Below are 21,338 nucleotides of genomic sequence, written 5' to 3' on the forward strand. Positions count from 1 at the left end.
CTTAGGAGTCAGACATAAAAAGGTGGGGTTTCCCCTTAGAGATTCTATAGGAAGACGAAGGCCCACCTTTATGAGATCATGATGCGACATGAGAGGCATGATGATACCCTAAGGGGTCTCACTCGATCACTTGTAGTAAATCTAGCTTAGGACAAATCCAGTCTTATGAGATGTCTTAGTTGTAGACCTCTCTAGGATATCTATGGGTATGTGACAGTTCCTAATTGAAGATTTAATCAATGTACTGGTGTACTCTTAGGTTTATCACTGTGTCTCTCTATCTTAATGTCTTGTTGTGTTGCTTCTAGGTGTTCTGGGAGGGCTTTAAGTTCTCCGGGCACCTTAAAGAGGACACTTCATCTGTATGGGTTGCTGGCGTGTCGCAGCTAAACGCAAGTTGTTTGAGCTGAATGGTATTTAGAGGCTCGCTGAGGACTCAAGAAGGGCGATCCTCCTGGGTTTAGTGTCTGTCTCAGAGGCATCCCGAGGCGGCTCTGGCAAGGCCTCTATGGCCGATTAGTTCCTTATGTCTGCCTTGAGGGTTCTCGGCATTTTGTACATTGGCTCCACGAGACAAATAAATGGCCTTAGAGAGTCCATTCAGCTTGTTCGGTACCCCCGTTGCCGCACACACGCTAAGAAAGCAGCTGAGGGAGTCTCTGAGAGCCACCTGGAGGATACGGAGAAGATGCCAGACCTGTCAAAAAATGTGGGAGAACACACAAAGGGAAATCAGAAAAAATCTGAAGCCCCAATCGTATTGATTAGCTTTTGTATCTTCCCCCGGTGGGGGTGAGGTACCCTGAGAAATCCATCCTATACCGCGCGACAATCTCGAGGGTCCCCAGCGATTAATCAAGGGGCCTTTAGGGTAGACCAAATGGTAGACCAAAAATGCCCCTTTACATCGAACTGCGTCTTAGCTAACTTATTGAAATCGTTGGATATCAGTTATTTTGAGATGCCTGTGATGAGAAACTAACTTCTCCAGGGCACCAATTCTCTAATCGCATTGTTATTCTTTCAGCACCCAGCTGCTGAAATGCGAAAGGCTGCAGGCCACTTCTGGTCGCCTACAGCCTTTGTTGATTGGATCTGTTGCGGCCGACAAGTGGCCGCAATGAGTTTAAAACTCAGACCATTCTTCTTGAAGAGCCGCATTGCCCTGAGTGGCCAGGGCTGGCTTCGCAGTGGGCTTTGCCGCTTGCATGCTCTGGCCAGCATTGGCATTGCCCACCAATTTGAACACTTCAACGATGCGATCAAGCTCGGAGGCTTGGGCTTCGGTTTGCTCAATCGCTGCGTTGGTTTCTTCAACCAGTGCGGCGTTGTGTTGGGTCATCTCGTCCATTTGATGCACAGCGGTGCTCACTTCACCAATCGCTGAAGATTGATCGTTTGAAGCTTGCGCGATATCGGCCATCAATTGCGCATTGTCCCGCACAGCAACCAACATGTCTTCGAGTTTGCTTGAGGCGTCGGTGACCAGCTTGCTGCCGTCCGACACTTCATGTGCGCTTTGCTCAATCAACTGCTTAACTTCGCCCGATGCCTCTGCCGCACTTTGGGCCAAACGCCGCACTTCAATCGCCACAACAGCAAAGCCTTTGCCCGCCTCGCCAGCACGCGCGGCCTCGACCGATGCGTTCAATGCCAGCAAATTGGTTTGGAACGCAATGTCATCAATTAGGCCAATAATATTCGAGATTTTGGCGGAAGAAGAAGTGATGCGCTCCATCGCTTTGGTTGCCTCAGTCATGGCATCGCCACCTTCTGAAGCCAACCGCGAAGCATGCGCGGTTTTTTCCGTTGCTTCTTGTGCCTTTTTCGCGTTGTCAGCAACAGTGCCTGACAATTGTTCCATGGCGGCTGAGGTTTCCTCGATGGTTGCGGCCTGACGCGTTGAGCGCTCGCTCAAATCGTTTGCCCCTTCAAGGATTTCACTGGTTGCCGTTTTCAGGCCGCCTGATGTTGTCCGCAATTGTGAAACAATTTCGGTCAATCTGTCCGCCACTTCATTGGTGTCGCGTTTTAGCTTTTCAAAGGCGCCATCATATTGCCCGGTCACCCGTTGGGTCAGGTCAGTTTTGGCCAGCGACGCCAACACAGAACCGGTCTCGTCCAATCCGCGCTCGACGGTTTCCACCAATCGGTTCACGCTTTCACCCAACGCATTCAGTTCTTTATCGGGGAATTGCAAATCAACACGATTTGTAAAGTCACCATGGGTTGCAGCATCCACAACTTCGCCGAAGGCTGCTTGCAGCTCTTGCATCATTTGGGCGCGTTCTTGCTGTGCCTTTTCTTGGCGCTCAAGTTCTTCGTTGCTCAAATTGGCAACGCGTGCGCCATTTTCGCGGAACACTTCAACAGCGCGCGCCATTTCGCCGATTTCATCGGTCCGGTCTGTGCCATCCACATCAACATCATGCTCGCCAGCCGCAATCGTACCCATCACATTGGTCAGGCGGGTGACGGGCTTCGTGATAGAACGGGCGATGAAGAAGGCCACCAGAAACAGAATGCCCGCAATTGCAGCTGTGATGCCAAGTTGGCTGAGCAATGTTTGCTGGTTGGCTGCGCGCAAATCGTCGATATAGATACCGGTGCCCACAATCAGGCCCCAAGGCTCGAAATAGTGCACATAGCTGTTCTTATCGACGGGCGTTTTTTCCGCGCCGCGTGGCCACACATATTGAAGATAGCCTGCGCCCTCTTTGGTCGCCAGATCAATCATATCTCGGAAGATCTCTTTGCCATTGGCATCTTTCATTTCCAATTGATTGCCACCCACCAATGCCTTGGCAAATGGGTGCATCACCATCACACCCTCTGTGTCGACCACAAACATATATTCATTGCCACGATATCGGATGTCTTCAATGGCGCGCAGCGCAGCCGTAAGGGCCGCTTCTTTTTCCACTTCGCCAGCTTCAACACGATCATAGCTGCCTTGCAAAATGCCAACGGCTGAATCCGTGATCGAACTCAACTCTTGAGCGCGCAGATTTGTGCGGGTTTCGATGATGTTGGAAATGCCGACATAGGCAAGGACACCAGCGGTCAACAAGGAGAGCGCGACCAAAGCGTAGATGCGCGCTGATATTTTTAGCTTAAGCATGTTTGTCTCCGAGACAAATAGTTACAAAGCTTGGCGAATAAAGGTTCAACAAACTGTTCTTCACTAATTTTGCCGCACTCGAGTAAATCAAATATAAATAAATTCGAATTTGATGATGTGCTTTGTTTTCATTGATGAAATCGATGTCGTGGCGGGTGCAATGTCGATTGCAAATTGGTGATCGGCACGAATAACCCTTAAAATTCGAGCGTATGTCAGGTTCATGTCAGTGCGCTTTGCTATGGCTTTTCTCGTATCAGTTCGTTTTGAACTTTTCGGGAGGAAAAGAATGTTCAAACAATTCAAAGCTGCATTGGCAGCAACCGCTTTAACTTTTGGTGTGGCTGGCGCTGCAATGGCAGATGGCCACCAAAAGGTTGAAGACATCCACTTCTTGATTCCTGGTGGCGCCGGCGGCGGCTGGGACGGCACAGCACGTGGCACAGGCGAAGCCCTGACCAAATCAGGCATTGTGGGACAAGCAACTTATGAAAACATGTCTGGCGGCGGCGGCGGCAAGGCCATCGCGCATCTGATCGAAACGGGTGATTCCGGCACATTGATGGTCAACTCAACACCAATCGTGATCCGGTCATTGCAAGGGGTGTTCCCACAGTCGTTCCGCGATCTGACCCCGATTGCCGGCACGATTGGTGACTATGGCGCGATGGTGGTGCACAAGGATTCTCAGTTTGAGGATATGCAAGCTCTACTTGCGGCCTATGCAAATGATCCATCCTCAATGGCCATCGGTGGCGGCTCGGTTGCCGGTTCAATGGACCATTTGATCGCCGCGTTGGTGATGAAAAATGCTGGCGCCAACCCAATGGATGTAAAATACATTCCATATGATGCTGGTGGTAAAGCCATGGCTGGTTTGCTTTCTGGTGAAATCGCTGCATTGACCACCGGTTTTGGCGAAGCCATCGAGCTGGCTCGTCAGGGTGAGGTGAACATTTTGTGTGTGACCTCAACCGAGCGATTGGACACAGCACCAGATACGCCAACTTGCGATGAAGCTGGCTCTAAAGGCACCGAGTTTGTGAACTGGCGTGGGTTCTTTGCCGCACCAGGCTTGGATGAAGACACCAAAGCCCAATATATCAGCGCGCTCAATGCGATGTATGACACTGAAGAGTGGGCCACGGTACGTGACCGCAATGGTTGGGTCGACATCTACAATGCAGATTCTGATTTCGTTGCCTTCTTGGAAAAGCAAGAAGAAGAAATTGCAGGTCTGATGCGCGAACTTGGCTTCCTTTAAGCGCAAGGTTAAACTGTCGCTGCTCTTATAGAGCAGCGGCGAGTTTACGGCGAATAAAGCCAGAAAATGCGCCTGCCTGTCAGGCGCATTTTTCTCGAGGGCTGATCTGATCACCGCGAATAGCCGACAAGATCAGCGCCTTATCAACTTCCTTGGGAGGGGTTATATGTTTTTCACCAAACGCAGAATCGGCGCTTTCCTGCTGCTCGGCTTTTGCATCACATATGCAGTGCTTTCGCAGCGTATTCCCTTGCTGCCGTTCCAACAGGATTCAGCCTTTCACGCACGTACAATGCCTGAGATTTTGTCCGTATTGGCCATCGGCATTTGCATTTTGATCATCGCTCTGCCCTCACCTGCCGAATATGTCGAGCTCAAAGGCAAAAACTGGATTGTTGGCTTTGCCTTTTTGGTGCTGATGTCCATTTATGGCCTCACCATTCGACCCTTCGGTTTTATTTTGGCGTCCACCATGCTGCTCGGCGTTGGCTATTGGCTGCTCGGGGAGCGCAAATTGTGGCTCCTTGCGATCACGTCAATTCCTGTCGCTGTTGCCTTTTGGGCGCTCATGTCAATTGGTCTTGGGGTGTTTATCGAACCCCTGCCGTGGTTTTTAAGAGGGTAGATGAATGCTTGATGGTATTATGATCGGGCTGACGACAGCCCTAAATCCAACAAATCTCCTTTTCGTGGTTTGCGGCTGCTTGGTGGGCACCTTTATCGGCATGCTGCCGGGGTTGGGGCCCATGTCCGCGATTGCGTTGATGATCCCCATTGCCGCCAGCCTCGACCCGTCTGCGGGCATCATTTTGATGGCGGCCGTTTATTATGGCGCAATTTTTGGCGGCTCCACGTCCTCCATCTTGATCAATGCGCCGGGCGTGGCCAGCACCGTGGCCACCTCATTTGATGGGTATCCAATGGCCAAGAAAGGCAAAGCTGGCAAGGCGTTGGCGATTGCTGCCTATTCATCATTTTCCGGGGGCGTTATTGGTGCGATCCTCTTGCTCATTGCGGCCCCTTCATTGGCCAAAGTGTCGCTCTCGTTCCATTCCACTGACTATTTTGCGTTGATGGTATTGGGCTTGACGGCGGTGGCTGCATTTTCCGGCCAAGGCAATATGCTCAAAGCCATGTTGATGACGGTGGTGGGGTTGATGCTTTCAACCGTGGGCACCGACCAGACCCAAGGCATCCAGCGCTTTACGCTTGGCATGATCGATTTGCTGGACGGCATCTCCTTCCTGTTGCTGGTGATGGCCACGTTCGCGCTGTCGGAAGCGCTAATGGCTATTTTGCGGCCGGCAGGCAGCGATGAGGACCGAAAACGCGAGCAGGAAGCCCATAGTAATCTAGGCTCGATGAAGGTCAGTAAAGAGGAAGTGAAAGAACTAGCCCCCGTTGTCGGGCGCTCTTCAATCCTTGGCTTTTTGGTGGGCGTATTGCCCGGCGCCGGGGCAACCATTGCCAGCTTCTTGGCCTATGGCACGGAGCAACGTTTGGCCGGACCAAAGAAGGGCAAATTGTTTGGCACTGGCTCGATCCGCGGTCTTTCAGCGCCTGAAACCGCCAACAATGCGGCGGCCACAGGTTCATTCGTGCCGTTGCTCACCTTGGGTATTCCCGGCTCGGGCACAACGGCGATCATGTTGGGGGCGTTGATTGGGTATGGCATTCAGCCCGGCCCACGGCTCTATATCGACCAGCCGGATGTGTTCTGGTCGGTGATTGTGTCCATGTGGATTGGCAATATCATCTTGCTGGTGCTGAACCTGCCGCTGATCCCATACATCGCCAAGATTTTGGCGATCCCGGCCCGGTTCTTGTTGCCGCTGATCCTGTTCTTCTCTTTGATCGGGGTTTATTTTGTCAGCTTCAACACGTTTGATATTCAGTTGATGATCATCTTTGCGGTCGCCGCGGTGACACTCAGATTGCTCGACTTTCCGCTCGCCCCGATGATCCTTGGGTTCATTTTGGGCGGCATGATGGAAGAGAATCTACGTCGTGCACTGTTGATCAACAATGATAGCTGGTCATTCCTTTGGGAACGGGGGCTCACCCTCACAATCCTTTCGATTGCTGTTCTCACCCTTATCGTCCCGATGCTGCTGCCCTATTTCCAGAAATGGCGCAAAGATGCAGATCGCGCAGGCGAAGGCGGTTAGGCTCTCCTCCCTAGCTTCCAAAAGGAAAGGGCGCCATTGCGGCGCCCTTTTTTGCTCATCCGTGAGGATAGTGGATGAGCGTGGGTCTGGTTGTTTGTGGCTTATGAAAAGTCCATCGTATTGACCACATCAGCGGTTTTTGACACCACTTCGTCTGCCTCTTGCTTGGTGAGGCAGAATGGCGGTGCAAAGCCCAAAATATCGCCTTGTGGCATGGCCCGACCAATGACTTTCTTCTGTCCCAACGCGCCCGCAATTTGCGGCCCGATTTTCTGGCTGGGGTCGAAGAAGGTGCGGCTGTCTTTGTCTTTCACAAATTCCACCGCACACAGCATGCCTTCGCCGCGGATATTGCCCACATGCGGGTGATCATCCAAGGCAGCGTGCATTTGCGCGTTCAGATAGCTCCCGACTTCGCCTGCATTTTGCACCAGGTTCAGATCGTCAATCAGCTTCAAGTTCGCGATGCCTGCCGCTGCGCCGATCGGGTGCGCTGAGTACGTCCAGCCATGGCCGATGGGGCCATATTCGTCGGTACCTTGCTCGAACACTTTCCACATTTTGTCGCCCACAATGGAGCCAGACAATGGTGCGTAAGCTGAGGTGAGACCTTTGGCGATGGTGATCAGGTCCGGCTCAATATCATAATGGTCAGAGCCCATCATGGTGCCCAAACGGCCAAAGCCTGTGACCACCTCATCTGCCACCAACAAAATATCATGCTTTTTCAGCACTTTTTGGATTGCTGCCCAATAGCCTTCTGGTGGCGGCACAATGCCACCGGTGCCCAAAATGGGTTCACCGATAAAGGCCGCGATGGTGTCCGCGCCTTCGCGCTCGATCAATTCTTCCAGCTTGGCCACACAATGCTCAACAAACTGCTCTTCAGTTTGGTCAAGATTGTCGCGACGATAATAATAAGGCGCTTCAGTGTGCAGCACTTGGGCGAGTGGCAGATCGAACTTTTTGTGGAACAGTTCGAGGCCTGTCAAAGACCCTGTCATTAGGCCCGAGCCGTGATAGCCGCGCCAGCGTGAAATGATCTTTTTCTTTTCCGGGCGGCCCAAAATATTGTTGTAATACCAGATGAGTTTGACGTTGGTTTCGTTGGCGTCAGAGCCGCCCAAGCCAAAGTAAACTTTGGACATGTTTTTTGGCGCGCGATCCAAAATCATTTTCGACAGGGTGATTGACGCTTCTGTACCGTGGCCGACATAGGCGTGGTAATAGGCCAATTCTTTGGCTTGCGCGGCAATGGCATCGGCGATTTCTGGACGGCCATAGCCCACATTCACACAGTAAAGCCCAGCAAATGCGTCGAGCAATTTGTTGCCGTCGCGATCTTCAATATGGGCGCCGGAGCCGCCGGTCACAATCCGGTTTGGGCTTTCGCCACGGGCGTGTTGCGCCAAGTGAGTTGAGGGGTGGAAGAAATTCTCCCGATCCCACTGGTCGAGCTGATCATTTTTAAGCATATTCTGGCTCCCTTTTCTTAGGCATTTGCCATTTTTGGTTGTCCGAGGTCGTCCCAATCATCCCATCCGGGGTAGGCCATCGGCGTGTCAGATTGGATTGAGCTTAACCGTTCAATCCAGTTTTGTTTGAGTGTCGCAAACTGCTTTTCGAACGCATCGTCCGCGACGTAGGAATATCCATGGCCCGATACACCAAATGACGCGTGGGGCGGCAGTACATCAAAGCCCATATAGTAAAGCGAGAATTGCATGGACCAGAGGATCTGGTCCAACTCGCCACCGCGTCCGCCGGCCACAAAGGCCTCCCCCGGTGCGCCAGATGTGACAGAGCACATGGCGCGTTTGCCGCGGAAATAGCCGTTGTCATACCGCATCTTGCTGGTGTAGAGCCCACCGCTGACAAACACGCGGTCGCACCACCCTTTCAACATTGCCGGCACCGAATGCCACCAGATTGGGAACTGGAAAATCACCAGATCAGCACGCTCGAGCATTTCGATTTGCTGTTGGATTTCTGGCGCCAATATCCCTTCCTTATAGGCGTGGCGCTGTTCGGCTAATGGGGCAAACTCCTTTTCATTTATACGATCTGGGTAGTTTGCGGCCTTCTCCACCGGATCAAAATCCAACGCATAAAGGTCGCTTACTTCCACATGGTGGCCTTGGGCTTCAAAATGGTCTTTGCCTGTGGCGACCAACTGGCCGTTAAAAGATGTTGGTTCCGGGTGGGCCAGAACGAACAGGATATTCATAAAAACTCCAACTTATGCCCAATCGCGGCATACATATTTGATTTCAGTGTAGGCTTCCATGCCCTGACGCGCGCCTTCACGTGCCAAACCAGATTGTTTGTAGCCACCGAAAGGAATCGGCGCACCAGTCACCTTGGTACGGTTGACCGCGACCATGCCAAATTGCAAGGCCCGGCTCATCCGGTAGATCCGCTTCGGATCAGCCGTATGCAGATAGGCCACCAAGCCATATTCCGTATCATTGGCCTTTTGGGTCACGTCCTGTTCGTCGCTGAACTTTTGGATCGCGGCCACGGGGCCAAAGGTTTCTTCGCTCATGATTTTGGCGCTGTCGGGCACATCGGCCAAAACGGTTGGCTGGAAGAACAATGCGCCCATTTCGTGCCCCTCACCACCGGTGAGCACTTTGGCGCCTTTCTCTACAGCGTCATTGACATGTTCGATTTGCTTGTCGACAGCGTTCTGGTTCATCAATGGCCCGATCATCGGGTCGTCCATGCCAAAACCAACGCTTAATTTGGCTGTCGCGGCAGCAAATTTCTTGCAGAACTCATCGTAGATTTTGTCGTGAATATAGAAGCGGTTTGCGCCCAAACAATCCTGACCTGATGTGGCGAATTTGGCCTTGATGGCTTCCGCCACCACATAGTCGACATCGCAATCATCAAAGGCGATGAAAGGAGCATGGCCGCCCAGTTCGAGCACCAGCTTTTTCACTGTGTCGGCGCTTTGGCGATAGAGCAAGCGACCAATTTCGGTGGACCCGGTGAAGGACAAAGCCCGCACGCGGCTATCTTTGGTCCACGGCTCAACCACCACTGACGCGCGGCCCGTGATCACGTTGAAAACGCCTGGCTCCAGCCCTGCCCGTTCGGCCAACTCGGCCAGCGCCAAGGCAGAATATGGCGTTTCGTGGGAAGGGTGCGCTACAACGGTGCAGCCGGCTGCAATCGCTGCAGCGGCTTTGCGGGTCAGCATGGCGGCAGGGAAGTTCCACGGGGTGATCATGGCGGCGACGCCAATCGGCTCACGCCAAAGTTCCACTTCCGCGTCCACAAGGTGCGAGGTCACCCCTTCAATATTCGGGCGCTTTGTCTCTTCGGCATAGAATTCAACAAAGGACGCTGCATAATCGATTTCACCCATGGCTTCAGACAAGGGCTTGCCCTGCTCCAGCACCATGATGCGGGCCAAATCTTCTTTATTTTCAATGATCAAGTCAAACCAACGGCGCAGGCAGGCCGCGCGATGTTGCGGCAGGCTCATCGACCAAACGCCAAAGGCCTCGTGCGCAACATTGACCGCATCAGCGCTTTGGGCGGCACTCAAAGAGGCCACTTCGCCGAGCCATTCGCCATTTGCTGGATTGCTCACTGGAATGGTCGCGCCATCTTCGGCCCCGACCCATTTGCCACCAATATAGGAGAATTGGCGCAGCAGGCGGCTGTCTTTGAGATAAGGCGTGATGCCTTTTAGATCGTCATGGGTTTGCAATAGTTTTGACGGCATGGATAACCCCTCCTTTTCGTGTTGGGTACACTATGGAGGTGCCTGAGCAGAATTTGTGACCAAAAAAAGCGTAATCCGCAGTCAGAATTACGGAAATATTACCGTAATAAAGTGGAATCTTTTGCTATTCTTCCAACAATTGCGCGATGGGCGGTGGTGAGCCTTGCTTTACCGGTTTGGTCACAAAATAGGTGAAATATCGCGCCAGCCCGATTTTGGCTTCCAGCAGCTCATCAATCAGGCGTTGATAGGCATCAATGTCCTTTGTGACCACTTGCATGAAATAATCCAACCCACCGCCAATGGCCCAGCAGGCAACGATCTCTTCATAGTTTTTCATGGATTGCTCGAACAATTGAAAACTTGCGGCGCGGTGATTTTCCAGCTCCACCGCCACAAAGATCGTGACGCAAGGCGCAATCTTATGCAGGGCAATCTCGGCGCGGTAGGACTGGATGACGCCAGATTTTTCCAGCCGCTTCAACCGCTCCCAACAGGGGGTGGGCGACAGATTAATCCGCGCCGCCAAATCAGATTTGGAGATTCGGCCTTCCTGCGACAAGAGCCGCAATATCTCAATATCTCGCGCATCAAGTTTGATCATTTATTGTTCCGTATCAAGGGCCTAATCGGTTTTAATCTTCGTGCCGAAGTTCAAGCTATATGCCAACTCAAGCGCGTGGTTACCGATAGCCGTATCCTGCGCGCCGGTGCCGGTCAAATCGCAAATTGTGATGGTGGCATCACTGGTTCTGCCCGTCGCGCCGCCCGTGATGATTTGCCCCAATTCCGGCGGGGTTTGATCTGACGGCCAATTGCCGGTTTGCTTAGCGGTGCGCAGTTCGCCCAACAGCTCGCACTGACTGACGCGGTCGCATACATACAAATCGGCTTGGGCTGCAATTTCCGGGTCCAGCTCGTTTTTGCCTTCTTGGTCCGACCCCATGGCCGTGATGTGGAGATCCGGGTGCATCCAATCGGCATCAATCAGCGGTTCGCGCGATGGCGTGGTGGTCACCACCAACTGGCTTTCCTTCACCACCCGCTCCGCACTGTCGACGGCCGTGGCCTCGACGCCAATTTCTGCGGCGATGTCTTGAGCGCAAGCTTCCGCGTGATCGCGATTGCGGCCCCACACCAAAACCTTTTTAAAAGGACGTTCGATATGGGCGGCTATGATTTGCAAACGGGCCTGCACCCCGGTGCCAAAAACGCCTGCCGTTTCGACCTTTTGCGGTGCCAGATGTCGCGCCGCTACGCCGCCTGCAGCGGCTGTACGCAAATCGGTGAGATACCCATTGTCGAGAAAGACCGCGCTAGCGAGACCGGTTTGGGCGCTCAACAACATCATCAACCCATTCAGGCTGGGCAATCCCAATTTAGGATTGTCAAAAAAGCCCGGCGACACTTTGATGGCAAAGTGCTCAAAGTCTGGAATATAGGCGGTTTTCACATCAACCTCGGCGTTGACCATGGGCAAATCCATTGAAAGGATCGGTGGCATGATCACCTCGCCCGTCGCCAATGCGGCGAAAGCCCTTTCCACCAAGTCATTGACCGATCGTCCCAATTTGAGGGTGCGCTTGAGTTCACTTTCCGTGACAATCAAAATCTCATGGGACATGAAAATCTCCTTTATGCCGTGGTTAGGCTTTTGGCCAACGCATCCACTTGAGCCAATGCATCGGCATGGGACAGGATGTCCCCAATGTCGCGCACGCCACAGGCGCGCACCATGTGCCGTTCCGCAAACCCCAGCTTGTCGAGCGCCGGGCCATATTGCTCCAATAGGTTACCATACCGCGCAGCGGGTTCGCCTTGGGTTTGCAGCAAAACCAATTGCTTGCCGGGCGACAGCTTGGACGGCTGCGGATTGGTGAGATAATCGCTTTTTAAGAAATCAAAGAAGCGATCCAGCGCCCCTTTGAGCAATCCCGACATGTTGCACAAATAAATTGGTGTGCTGAGCACAACAATGTCGGCATCATAGATCTTGTTTAATGCGTCGCTAAGGCCGTCCTGATGATCATCGGGCACCTCGCCAAACGGCACAAAGGAAAGATCGCGCAGCGCATAATCATTTACGGCACAGCCTTGCGCCAAAGCTGTTTCGCAAAAGCGATCTGCCATTTGGTCACTATTGCCGTTGGCACGCGGGCTGCCGCGCAGCACCACAATTTGTTTTGCCTTAGGGGCGGACATAAGCGGCCCCTTTGATCTGATAATCACCCAATTGAATATCCTGCCCTGTGACAATTTTTGTAAATAGATCCATATCGAGATTGCGCCCTGTGATCACGGTGGCCACCGGCCCCTTGGGCACAAAATGGCCGCCCAGCAGAGCAGCAATGCCCACAACACATGCGCCTTCGGCAACAATGCGATCTTCATAAAAAAGGCATTGCATGGCGCGATATATCTCTTCTTCGCTGACCAAAATGGTCTCATCCAATAGGTCGCGACAGATCGGGAAGGAGAATTTGTTGTCCATGCCAATGCCGCCACCTAAGCTATCCGCCAGGCTGGCCACTTCGACGACATCAACAGGGTGGCCCGCTTTTATTGAGGCCGCCATCGCCGCGCCGCGATCCATTGAGATGCCGATAAGTTTGATATCGGGCTTGATCGCTTTGGCTGCCAAGGCAATGCCTGCGGCAAGACCACCACCGGAAAGTGGCACCAGCAATGTTTCGAGATCAGGCCGCGCCGAGAGCATCTCCAAACCAATCGTACCTTGGCCCGCAATGACATAGGGATCGTCAAAGGGAGAGATTTCCACCAACCCTTCCTCGCGACATAGGCGTTGGCTTTCCGCCATCGCATCATCCTGGCTGTTGCCTTTAACCCAAACTTCGCCGCCCAATTGCTGGATGCCCTCAACTTTGGCTTTGGGCACCAGCTCCGACATACAAATCACCGCGCGAAGGCCGCGCAGTCTGGCCGCATAAGCGACCCCACGCCCATGATTGCCGGTGGAGCAGCAAGTGACCCCTTTTGTGCCTTCGGGCAAGTTCATCACCGCATTCATTGCGCCGCGCAATTTGAATGCACCAATGGGTTGCATGTTTTCCAGCTTGAGCAGCACGTCGACACCAAATTTGTCACTCAAGAAGGGTGATGGCACGAACGGCGTGTGATCGGCCTGTCCTTTAATGATGTTCTGCGCCGCCAAAATATCGGCTAAATCAAGCATTGCACGCCCCCACTTTACACGGCCCCTTCGCCGCACTTCAAACTTGTTGTGTACATCATGCCCATCAACACCCAGCTGTCAACGCAAGCAGCTTGATAAATCTTTGATTTTTTTGTTGACGGGGAACGCGAATTGCACTGATGTATACATCTTCGTGATTTTAGGGGCACTGTCTATGGCGAGCAAAAATCTACCCTTTTCTAAACATGAGTATGAACGTCGACTGGAAAAGGTGCGTCGTTCCATGGAAAACTTCGAAATTGATGTGCTGTTTATTGAAGATCCATCGAATATGGGCTGGATCACCGGTTATGATGGCTGGTCATTTTATGTGCATCAGGGCGTTTTGGTTTTCATGGATGAAGACCCCATCTGGTGGGGCCGCTACCAAGACACCAACGGCGCACAGCGCACCGTTTGGATGGACGATGACCGCATCACCTATTACCCCGACCATTATGTGCAATCGACCCTTTGCCACCCCATGGAAATGCTTGCGGCGATGATCCGCGACCGTGGGCTGGGCAACCAGCGCATCGGGGTGGAGCTTGAAAACTATTATTTCTCAGCCAAAGCCTATTTGACCCTTACCCACGAACTGCCCGACGCAGTGTTTGTGGATGCCACCGGCCTTGTGAACTGGCAACGCCTGGTGAAAAGCGAAGATGAAATCGGCTATATGCGCAAGGCCGCGCGCATTTCAGAAAAAATCATTGATGGCATTGTCGAGCGCGTGGAACCGGGCGTGCGCAAAAGTGACATTGTGGGCCAGATTTATGCCGATGCCATTTCCGGCATTGACGATGATTGGGGGGACTATCCCGCCATTGTGCCGATGTTGCCCAGTGGCTCTGACGCGGCAGCACCGCATTTGACGTGGGACGGCCGCATTTTTGATGCGGACACCCCCACCTTTTTTGAGATCTCCGGCTGTTTTCGCCGCTATCACGCGCCGCTGTGTCGCACGGTGCATTTGGGCAAACCACCCCAATATTTGCTGGATGCCGAAAAGGCGCTGGTTGAAGGACTTGAAGCCGGACTTGAGGCAGCCGTGCCCGGCGCGCGTGCGAAAGACATTGCCCGCGCTTTGGCCATTCCGCTGGAACGTGCCGGCATTTATCGCGCGTCCCGCGCGGGCTACCCGATCGGTATTTCCTATCCCCCGGATTGGGGCGAGCGCACCGTTTCGATCCGCCTTGAAGATCGCACCATTTTGCAACCGGGCATGACGTTCCACTTTATGCCGGGCATTTGGGAGAATGATTGGGGCCTTGAGATTACCGAGAGTATTTTGATCAAAGATAAGGGTCCCGCAGAGACGCTGTGTAACCGCCCGCGCAAACTTTATGTGAAAGACTAGGGGCTAAATGCTTGATCAAACCGAACATATTTTGCGCCAACTCATTGGCTTTCCGACGGTGTCGGCCGACAGCAATCTGGAGCTGATCCATTATGTCGCCAGCCTGCTGGAGGATGTGGGCGCAAAAATTGAACTACAGCATGATGCAACCCGCAAAAAGGCCAATTTGTTTGCCACCATTGGTCCGGATATTGCGGGCGGCATTGTGCTTTCCGGCCACAGCGATGTGGTGCCGGTGTCCGATCAGAACTGGCGAACTGACCCGTTCACCTTAGAAAAAGAAGACGGGCGCTATTATGGTCGCGGCACCTGCGACATGAAGGGATTTATTGCCGCGACACTTGCCATGGCCCCGACATTCGCCGCGCATCAACTCAAGCGACCGATCCATTTTGCCTTCACCTATGATGAAGAAGTGGGGTGCCTGGGCGCACAGGATCTTGTGCAGATTCTGGGCCACCGCCCCCATTTGCCCGCGGCCGCGATCGTGGGTGAACCCACGGACATGAAAATCGTTGAGGGACATAAGGGGTGTTGCGAATATAGCGTTTATTTCGAAGGGCACGCGGGCCATGGGTCCATGCCCGACCACGGCGTAAATGCGGCGGAATATGCCACCCGCTATGTCAGCAAATTGCTGGAATTGCGCGAGGCGCTGAAAGGCCGCGCACCGAAGGACAGTCCGTTTGATCCGCCTTGGACCACCATCAATGTGGGGCGCATTGAAGGCGGCACCGCTCACAATGTGATCTGCAACCATGCGGAAGTGGATTGGGAAATGCGGCCGATTGCGCAAGCTGATGCCGATTGGGTCAATGGCATTTTGCAAAGCTTTTGCCAGGACGATTTGTTGCCCAATATGCGAAAGATCTGGCCAGATTCCAACATCACCACCCGCACCATTGGCGAGGTGATCGGCCTGACACCGCTGCGCTCCAACGAGGCCCGCGACATCGTTGTGGCCCTGACAGGCAGCAACGACAGCCATTTTGTGCCGTTTGGCACCGAAGCAGGCTTGTTTCAGGAACTGGGCATTGCCACCATTGTGTGCGGCCCCGGTTCGATTGAACAAGCGCACAAAGCCGACGAGTTTTTGGAAATCGGGCAGCTCAAGCAATGCCTTTCCATGCTGGACAAGCTGGCCCATTCAATGAAGGCGGCATAGCGCAAGAATATGGAACAGGATGACATTACTCTTTTGCGCTTGAGCGAGCCAGACGCCAATGAAAGCGCGGCGGGCCGTCGGTTTCGTGAGTTGCACGATGAAATTCGCTCTCGCATTTCCCTGTTGGACTATCCGCCGGGTATGCGCTTGAGCGAAGAGGCTTTGGCGGAAGAATTTGGCGTAAGCCGCACCCCGCTGCGGCGGGTGCTGTGGCAGTTGCAGGCCGAGGGGTTGCTGCAATCGGTGCAGGGCGTGGGCACCATCGTTACCGACATCGATATTGGCGCGCTCTATCAAGTTTATCAAATGCGCATGGAGCTTTCGCCGCTGCTGGCCCGCCTTTCTCCACGCACAATCAGCCCGCAAGATATGAAGCGCTTTAAAGTGCTGCATAAAAAATGTCTTGAGCTCACAGACAATCCAAGCGCGCGTGGCTATTCCGTGGTCAATATCGCAACATTTCATGCGCTGGCCGACCTGACGACAAATGAGCCGTTGCGCGAGACGATGGAACGGTTGTTTTACCAAACTGCGCGCATTTGGCTGAAATCCCTGACCGATCAAGATGTGATGCGGGAATGCAAAAGCCTTTGCCAAGAGGTGCGCGATTATCGCGATGCGGCCTGCCTGGGCGACATTGATGCGCTGGCGCATTTGTGGCGTGCGCACACATCGGCCAGCATGACGCGGCTACAGCAAAAAGCTGCGGCGCAATAGGGCTTTCACAGGCCTGTTTGCGCGCTCACGGCTGAACGACGCCCGCGGCGTGACTAAACAGACCAGCGCCGCGCGATCCCCGCTCCCCCCCTCTCACCCACCAGCCTGTGCGTTTTTGGGGTGGTGTCGCTGGTGTAGGTGAACGTTTTTACCCAAATGAGTTCGATAAATTGCGCACCAACCATTGACGTTTGGCGCAAAGAGGGGCCAAAACACTTAAAAAAACGAAAAACAATAATCATCTCTGGGATAGATCAATGAAACTTACACCCCTTGACGCGCCGGGTTATGAAAAGGTCGTTTATGCGGAGGACGAGGCGAGCGGCCTGAAGTCCATCATCGCTGTGCACAGCACAAAGCTGGGCCCGGCGGCGGGCGGTTGCCGCATGTTTGCGTACCCCGATTTTGAGTCAGCGAAGATTGACGCTCTGCGGCTTTCCAAAGGCATGACCTATAAAAATGCCGCCGCATCTTTGCCGCTCGGGGGCGGCAAGTCGGTCATTATCGCGGACCCTAAAACACAGAAAACACCCGAATTGATGCAGGCATTCGGTCGGTTCGTGGAAAGCTTTGAGGGCATGTACACCACCGCTGAAGATGTGGGCATCAGCGTTGAGGATATTGAAGAAGCCGCCAAATATACCAGCCATGCGGCCGGGCTAAACAAAGGCGCTTTTGCGTCGGGCGATCCATCGCCGGTCACCGCCCGTGGGGTTTATCTTTCGTGTGTGGCTGCTGCCAAACATGCGTTTGGTCACGGCGACCTGGAAGGCAAGATAATCGCATTGCAGGGCCTTGGTCATGTGGGCATGTATCTGGCTGAACATTTGCACGCGGCAGGCGCGCAGCTCATTGTGTCTGATATTAATGCAAGCTCTGTTGCAAAAGCACGGCAGGCTTTTAGTGCGCGCTCGGTCGCCCCGAATGACATTTACGATGTGGAGGCCGATATTTTTGCCCCCTGTGCTATGGGCGCCATCTTGAATGCGGATACTATTTCGCGGCTGAAGGTGAAATTGGTGTGCGGTGCGGCCAACAACCAACTGGCCGATGATGCAGCTGGCGACGCATTGATGGCACGCGGCATCCTTTACGCACCGGACTATGTGGTGAATGGCGGCGGCATCATTAGCGTATCCACAGAAATCTTGAAAATCACAGATGAAAAATGGGTTGACCAAAAGCTGGAACAACTGGCGGTGACAACCGACAAGATTTTGACAAAAGCCAAGGCACAAAACGCATCGCCCCATAAGGTGGCAGATCAATTTGTGGACGAGATTTTAGCCCAATAGCCAAGAAGAAAGGGGAGCCTGCGGCTCCCCTTTTTGTTATTTTTTCGCCAATAGATCGCGAATTTCGGTGAGCAAGGTTTCTTCCTTGGTCGGAGATGGTGGAGCGGAAGGCTTCTCCTCCTCCTTGCGGCGCAAGGAATTGATGCCCTTCACCACGAAGAACAGCACCCAAGCGACAATCAAGAACTTCACAACAGCATTGATGAACAACCCGATATTGAGCGTTGCCACGCCCAATTCTTGTGCCTGTGCCACCGACGCGATGGTTTCACCGCCTGTGTCAGACAGCACGATAAACCAGTTTGAAAAATCGAGTCCCCCGAAGATCAATCCGATGAGCGGCATCATCACGTCCGCCACAAGTGACGAAACAATGGCACCAAATGCTGCACCAATGATCACACCAATGGCCAACTCAACCATGTTGCCTTTGATGGCAAAGGACTTAAATTCTTTGAGCATTTCTTTCCCCATATCAGCCCACAATTACCTGCCGCGCAGAACAACTATTCAGATGCGTCATCGACAGAAGGATTACTTTAAGAAAGAATTAACCAAAGGCAAGTGAATTGTAATGCTGGATGAATTTGCGCCCCGCCATCGAAAAGACGCAAAGAATTGATGAAACAGACTTTGCGTTGGCGCGCGTGTATGGCACAAGAGAAATTATACTCAATAAAACTAGGCTATTTGCATGACCATTCGTTTGCACAAGGGCGACCTTCCCCACCTCAATGACTACGGCAAATCTGTTGCTATCGACACCGAAACCATGGGCCTGAACCCCATGCGGGATCGACTGTGCGTGGTGCAGCTTTCGCCCGGCGATGGCACCGCCGATGTGGTGCAGATTGCCCAGGGGCAAACCGAGGCGCCTAATCTGCAAAAGCTGCTCGCAGATGAAAATGTGACCAAGCTTTTCCATTTTGCCCGCTTCGACATCGCGGCGCTGCAAAATGCTTTTGGCACCGTGACCAAGCCAGTTTACTGCAGCAAAGTTGCCTCAAAGCTGGTGCGCACCTATACGGACCGTCACGGTTTGAAAGACCTGTGTCGTGAGCTTTTGGGCGTTGATTTGTCCAAACAGCAACAAAGTTCTGATTGGGGCGCTGAAGATTTGAGCAGCGCACAAATGGAATATGCCGCAAGCGACGTGCTCTATTTGCACGATCTGAAACGTCACCTCGACCGGATGCTGAAACGCGAAGGCCGGATGGACATGGCCAAAGCCTGTTTTGACTTTTTGCCCTACCGCGCCGATCTTGACCTGAAAGGCTGGGCTGAAACAGATATATTTGCCCATAGCTAAACATGAGCGAAACGGCCACTGCTTCACACTTCAACGATTTGTTTGCCGGCGTTCAGCGGCGGCAGCGCATCGTGAAATGGTTGCGGTGGACCATCCCCCTGCTTGGGGGCGCGATTTTTGCTGCTTTGATGATCCCCCTTTTGATCGACAATCTTTTGCCGTCAACTCAATTTGAAGGCATTCGGCTGGAACAGGATAAATTGGTGGTGGACGAACCCCGGGCAACTGGCGTTTTGAGCGATGGCGGCACCTATGAGATGACGGCGAAAAGCGCCACCACCAAAATTATCAACCAAGATATGATTGATCTGGTGGAGATGCAGGCGACCCTCAATTTTGTGGATGGCGACAATGTTGTGGGGACTTCAGAAACTGGCACCTTTTCGCTTAAGCGCAATATTTTGACCATGACCAGCGAGATCGATCTTTTGTCCAGCAAAGGCGATACCGGATTGATCGGCAATGGCGTTGCTGACCTGAATACAAAGATTTTTGATGGCGATGATGGCGTTGCGTTTGATTTTGCCAATGGCAGCACGCTACGCGCTAAAAATATGCATTATGATGGGCCAGGGAACTATTGGAAATTTGAGCGCGCGACACTCACTTTGGCGCCACAGGAAGGGCCAACCGCAGATGAATAGAATTTCAACATTCTTGCTGTTCATATGCCTAGCCAGCTTCGCCATGGTCGGCAGCGCGATGACGCAATCAAAAGGCCCCGTAAACATCACCGGCGATGTCTTTGAAATTTTCGAAGACAAGCGGGAGGCCGTGTTCACTGGTGAAGTGGTTGTCAAACAGGACGACTTTATCCTCTATTCGCCCAAAGTCATTGCCTATTACGGTGAAGGTGGTGCGTCTGACCTGAAGAAAATGACCGCTGCCGGCCGCCTTACGCTTCATTTTGGGCCTAAAACCGCCAAAGCGGATTTTGGCACCTATGATCCAAAGACTGAGATTTTGCACCTGACGGGCAATGTTGAAGTTACGGAAGATGGGACATTGGTGACCAGCAAGGATTTGTTTGTTGATGTCACGGACAATAGTTCCCGATTTACATCGGACCCCAATTCCAACTCTCGGGTGACAGGGGTTTTCTCCAGTGGCGGCTAACACGGCAGAACAGAGCCAATCACTTGATCCAACCGGCTGGCTGGTGGCCCACTCGTTGGCCAAAAGCTACGGCAAAAAGGTCGTGATCCGCAATGTATCTGTTGCGGTCAACCGCGGCGAAGCCGTTGGCCTTTTGGGCCCGAACGGCGCTGGCAAAACCACAGTGTTCTCGATGATCATGGGCATCACCCCGCCGGATAGCGGTGAAGTGTTGTTGCATGGCAAGCCCATCACCAAGTTTCCACTTTTTCAGCGCGGTCGGCTGGGCATGGGCTATCTGCCACAAGAACCGTCCATCTTTCGCGGCATGAGCGTCAAAAACAATATCATGGCGATCTTGCAAGGCCATGTGCGCGGCCGCAAGGCACAGCAGGCGCGTCTTGATGATTTGCTCGAAGAATTCACCATCTCGCATCTTCGCGATGCAGATGCTTTGGCCCTGTCAGGTGGTGAACGTCGACGCGTGGAAATTGCGCGCGCCCTGGCGGCAGACCCGCAATTTATGCTGCTCGATGAACCCTTTGCCGGGGTCGATCCGATTGCTGTGGGTGAAATTCGTAAACTCGTGCGGCAACTCACAAGTCGCGGCATCGGCGTTTTGATCACTGACCACAATGTGCGCGAGACGCTCGGTCTGGTTGATCGCGCTTACATCATCCATGGGGGACAGGTGATGATCCAAGGTCGCCCCGAAACCATCACCAATGATGAACAAGCCCGTCGGGTTTATCTGGGCGAAGATTTTACGCTTTAGGTTTGAGCTCACGGCTGAGCGGCACTGTCGGCACTGCCTGTTTTTCCACATCGCTGACATTTGGTGCTTGCGTTTGGCTTTTCAAATAGGTGCGACAGCACAGAAGTGTTAAGATTGGCACGGATTTTGTATAGTGCGGC

At 53.1% G+C, this 21,338-nt stretch carries 21 protein-coding genes; 11 read left to right on the forward strand and 10 right to left on the reverse strand.

Features of this window, described 5'->3' with window-relative positions; translation table 11 throughout:
- Positions 1 to 1,126 precede the first annotated feature (1,126 nt).
- Positions 1,127 to 3,121: a methyl-accepting chemotaxis protein gene (locus G549_RS21515; protein WP_051213863.1), complete on the reverse strand. Its 1,995-nt coding sequence runs from the start codon at positions 3,119 to 3,121 to the stop codon at positions 1,127 to 1,129.
- A gap of 289 nt (positions 3,122 to 3,410) precedes the next feature.
- Here G549_RS21515 and G549_RS0113910 point away from each other — a divergent pair, with 289 nt between their 5' ends.
- From G549_RS0113910 to G549_RS0113920, 3 genes are all read left to right on the forward strand, one after another.
- Entirely contained in the window at positions 3,411 to 4,385 is a 975-nt protein-coding gene (locus G549_RS0113910; RefSeq protein WP_051213865.1) for a tripartite tricarboxylate transporter substrate binding protein, read from the forward strand.
- A 166-nt stretch (positions 4,386 to 4,551) separates the two neighbouring features.
- Complete coding sequence (locus G549_RS0113915; RefSeq protein ID WP_027835527.1) at positions 4,552 to 5,010, forward strand: tripartite tricarboxylate transporter TctB family protein; 459 nt, start codon at positions 4,552 to 4,554, stop codon at positions 5,008 to 5,010.
- A gap of 4 nt (positions 5,011 to 5,014) precedes the next feature.
- Positions 5,015 to 6,553, forward strand: coding sequence for a tripartite tricarboxylate transporter permease (locus G549_RS0113920; RefSeq protein WP_027835528.1), 1,539 nt, complete (start codon positions 5,015 to 5,017; stop codon positions 6,551 to 6,553).
- 101 nt (positions 6,554 to 6,654) lie between these two features.
- On the opposite strand, the gene G549_RS0113925 is transcribed toward G549_RS0113920, so the two are convergent.
- From G549_RS0113925 to eutB, 7 genes are all read right to left on the reverse strand, one after another.
- Complete coding sequence (locus tag G549_RS0113925) at positions 6,655 to 8,028, reverse strand: aspartate aminotransferase family protein (protein WP_027835529.1); 1,374 nt, start codon at positions 8,026 to 8,028, stop codon at positions 6,655 to 6,657.
- Positions 8,029 to 8,045: 17 nt separating this feature from the next.
- Positions 8,046 to 8,780 (reverse strand): NAD(P)H-dependent oxidoreductase, encoded by a 735-nt coding sequence (locus G549_RS0113930; RefSeq protein ID WP_027835530.1) that lies wholly within the window; start codon positions 8,778 to 8,780, stop codon positions 8,046 to 8,048.
- Positions 8,781 to 8,792: 12 nt separating this feature from the next.
- Positions 8,793 to 10,289, reverse strand: a complete 1,497-nt coding sequence (locus tag G549_RS0113935) for an NAD-dependent succinate-semialdehyde dehydrogenase (RefSeq protein ID WP_036222936.1) — start codon at positions 10,287 to 10,289, stop codon at positions 8,793 to 8,795.
- A 124-nt stretch (positions 10,290 to 10,413) separates the two neighbouring features.
- The gene (locus tag G549_RS0113940; protein WP_210162434.1) at positions 10,414 to 10,893 is read right to left on the reverse strand and encodes an Lrp/AsnC family transcriptional regulator; all 480 of its coding nucleotides are present in this window, start codon (positions 10,891 to 10,893) and stop codon (positions 10,414 to 10,416) included.
- A 21-nt stretch (positions 10,894 to 10,914) separates the two neighbouring features.
- On the reverse strand, positions 10,915 to 11,913 hold the full coding sequence (locus G549_RS0113945; RefSeq protein WP_027835533.1) for a cyclodeaminase: 999 nt from the start codon (positions 11,911 to 11,913) through the stop codon (positions 10,915 to 10,917).
- A gap of 11 nt (positions 11,914 to 11,924) precedes the next feature.
- Positions 11,925 to 12,491, reverse strand: coding sequence for a flavodoxin family protein (locus tag G549_RS0113950; protein WP_027835534.1), 567 nt, complete (start codon positions 12,489 to 12,491; stop codon positions 11,925 to 11,927).
- Positions 12,478 to 13,482: a hydroxyectoine utilization dehydratase EutB gene (eutB, locus tag G549_RS0113955; RefSeq protein ID WP_027835535.1), complete on the reverse strand. Its 1,005-nt coding sequence runs from the start codon at positions 13,480 to 13,482 to the stop codon at positions 12,478 to 12,480. The genes G549_RS0113950 and eutB overlap by 14 nt, the downstream gene beginning before the upstream one ends.
- Before the next feature lie 175 nt (positions 13,483 to 13,657).
- Here eutB and G549_RS0113960 point away from each other — a divergent pair, with 175 nt between their 5' ends.
- The 4 genes from G549_RS0113960 to G549_RS0113980 all read left to right on the forward strand — a co-directional run bounded on the left by G549_RS0113960 (position 13,658) and on the right by G549_RS0113980 (position 18,019).
- Positions 13,658 to 14,842, forward strand: coding sequence for a M24 family metallopeptidase (locus tag G549_RS0113960; protein ID WP_027835536.1), 1,185 nt, complete (start codon positions 13,658 to 13,660; stop codon positions 14,840 to 14,842).
- 7 nt (positions 14,843 to 14,849) lie between these two features.
- A complete protein-coding gene (gene argE, locus G549_RS0113965) occupies positions 14,850 to 16,007 on the forward strand; it encodes an acetylornithine deacetylase (RefSeq protein WP_027835537.1) in 1,158 nt (385 codons plus the stop codon).
- 9 nt (positions 16,008 to 16,016) lie between these two features.
- Complete coding sequence (locus G549_RS0113970; protein ID WP_084634190.1) at positions 16,017 to 16,724, forward strand: GntR family transcriptional regulator; 708 nt, start codon at positions 16,017 to 16,019, stop codon at positions 16,722 to 16,724.
- A gap of 257 nt (positions 16,725 to 16,981) precedes the next feature.
- Positions 16,982 to 18,019 (forward strand): Leu/Phe/Val dehydrogenase, encoded by a 1,038-nt coding sequence (locus G549_RS0113980; protein ID WP_027835540.1) that lies wholly within the window; start codon positions 16,982 to 16,984, stop codon positions 18,017 to 18,019.
- Positions 18,020 to 18,055: 36 nt separating this feature from the next.
- On the opposite strand, the gene mscL is transcribed toward G549_RS0113980, so the two are convergent.
- Entirely contained in the window at positions 18,056 to 18,481 is a 426-nt protein-coding gene (gene mscL / locus G549_RS0113985; RefSeq protein ID WP_027835541.1) for a large conductance mechanosensitive channel protein MscL, read from the reverse strand.
- A 232-nt stretch (positions 18,482 to 18,713) separates the two neighbouring features.
- Between mscL and G549_RS0113995 the strand changes: the two genes are divergently transcribed.
- Genes G549_RS0113995 through lptB form a run of 4 tightly spaced genes read left to right on the forward strand, consistent with a single transcriptional unit; the run spans position 18,714 to position 21,198 of the window.
- Positions 18,714 to 19,328 carry a ribonuclease D gene (locus G549_RS0113995; RefSeq protein ID WP_027835542.1) on the forward strand — a complete coding sequence of 205 codons (615 nt, stop codon included), beginning with the start codon at positions 18,714 to 18,716 and terminating at the stop codon, positions 19,326 to 19,328.
- Between the two features lie 2 nt (positions 19,329 to 19,330).
- Complete coding sequence (locus G549_RS21935; RefSeq protein ID WP_027835543.1) at positions 19,331 to 19,972, forward strand: hypothetical protein; 642 nt, start codon at positions 19,331 to 19,333, stop codon at positions 19,970 to 19,972.
- Positions 19,965 to 20,444: an LptA/OstA family protein gene (locus tag G549_RS0114005; protein WP_036222939.1), complete on the forward strand. Its 480-nt coding sequence runs from the start codon at positions 19,965 to 19,967 to the stop codon at positions 20,442 to 20,444. The genes G549_RS21935 and G549_RS0114005 overlap by 8 nt, the downstream gene beginning before the upstream one ends.
- Positions 20,434 to 21,198, forward strand: a complete 765-nt coding sequence (lptB, locus tag G549_RS20435) for an LPS export ABC transporter ATP-binding protein (protein WP_036222944.1) — start codon at positions 20,434 to 20,436, stop codon at positions 21,196 to 21,198. The genes G549_RS0114005 and lptB overlap by 11 nt, the downstream gene beginning before the upstream one ends.
- Here the strand turns inward: lptB and G549_RS22100 are convergent.
- Entirely contained in the window at positions 21,188 to 21,319 is a 132-nt protein-coding gene (locus G549_RS22100; protein ID WP_281491781.1) for a hypothetical protein, read from the reverse strand. The genes lptB and G549_RS22100 overlap by 11 nt on opposite strands.
- Positions 21,320 to 21,338 lie beyond the last annotated feature (19 nt).

The organism is Maritalea myrionectae DSM 19524 (assembly GCF_000423365.1).
GTDB lineage: Bacteria > Pseudomonadota > Alphaproteobacteria > Rhizobiales > Devosiaceae > Maritalea > Maritalea myrionectae.

Excerpts from the sequence above, each read along its gene's own strand:
- G549_RS21515 (WP_051213863.1), bottom strand. The coding sequence starts at position 3,121 with ATGCTTAAGCTAAAAATATCAGCGCGCATCTACGCTTTGGTCGCGCTC.
- G549_RS0113910 (WP_051213865.1), top strand. The coding sequence starts at position 3,411 with ATGTTCAAACAATTCAAAGCTGCATTGGCAGCAACCGCTTTAACTTTT.
- G549_RS0113915 (WP_027835527.1), top strand. The coding sequence starts at position 4,552 with ATGTTTTTCACCAAACGCAGAATCGGCGCTTTCCTGCTGCTCGGCTTT.
- G549_RS0113920 (WP_027835528.1), top strand. The coding sequence starts at position 5,015 with ATGCTTGATGGTATTATGATCGGGCTGACGACAGCCCTAAATCCAACA.
- G549_RS0113925 (WP_027835529.1), bottom strand. The coding sequence starts at position 8,028 with ATGCTTAAAAATGATCAGCTCGACCAGTGGGATCGGGAGAATTTCTTC.
- G549_RS0113930 (WP_027835530.1), bottom strand. The coding sequence starts at position 8,780 with ATGAATATCCTGTTCGTTCTGGCCCACCCGGAACCAACATCTTTTAAC.
- G549_RS0113935 (WP_036222936.1), bottom strand. The coding sequence starts at position 10,289 with ATGCCGTCAAAACTATTGCAAACCCATGACGATCTAAAAGGCATCACG.
- G549_RS0113940 (WP_210162434.1), bottom strand. The coding sequence starts at position 10,893 with ATGATCAAACTTGATGCGCGAGATATTGAGATATTGCGGCTCTTGTCG.
- G549_RS0113945 (WP_027835533.1), bottom strand. The coding sequence starts at position 11,913 with ATGTCCCATGAGATTTTGATTGTCACGGAAAGTGAACTCAAGCGCACC.
- G549_RS0113950 (WP_027835534.1), bottom strand. The coding sequence starts at position 12,491 with ATGTCCGCCCCTAAGGCAAAACAAATTGTGGTGCTGCGCGGCAGCCCG.
- eutB (WP_027835535.1), bottom strand. The coding sequence starts at position 13,482 with ATGCTTGATTTAGCCGATATTTTGGCGGCGCAGAACATCATTAAAGGA.
- G549_RS0113960 (WP_027835536.1), top strand. The coding sequence starts at position 13,658 with ATGGCGAGCAAAAATCTACCCTTTTCTAAACATGAGTATGAACGTCGA.
- argE (WP_027835537.1), top strand. The coding sequence starts at position 14,850 with ATGCTTGATCAAACCGAACATATTTTGCGCCAACTCATTGGCTTTCCG.
- G549_RS0113970 (WP_084634190.1), top strand. The coding sequence starts at position 16,017 with ATGGAACAGGATGACATTACTCTTTTGCGCTTGAGCGAGCCAGACGCC.
- G549_RS0113980 (WP_027835540.1), top strand. The coding sequence starts at position 16,982 with ATGAAACTTACACCCCTTGACGCGCCGGGTTATGAAAAGGTCGTTTAT.
- mscL (WP_027835541.1), bottom strand. The coding sequence starts at position 18,481 with ATGCTCAAAGAATTTAAGTCCTTTGCCATCAAAGGCAACATGGTTGAG.
- G549_RS0113995 (WP_027835542.1), top strand. The coding sequence starts at position 18,714 with ATGACCATTCGTTTGCACAAGGGCGACCTTCCCCACCTCAATGACTAC.
- G549_RS21935 (WP_027835543.1), top strand. The coding sequence starts at position 19,331 with ATGAGCGAAACGGCCACTGCTTCACACTTCAACGATTTGTTTGCCGGC.
- G549_RS0114005 (WP_036222939.1), top strand. The coding sequence starts at position 19,965 with ATGAATAGAATTTCAACATTCTTGCTGTTCATATGCCTAGCCAGCTTC.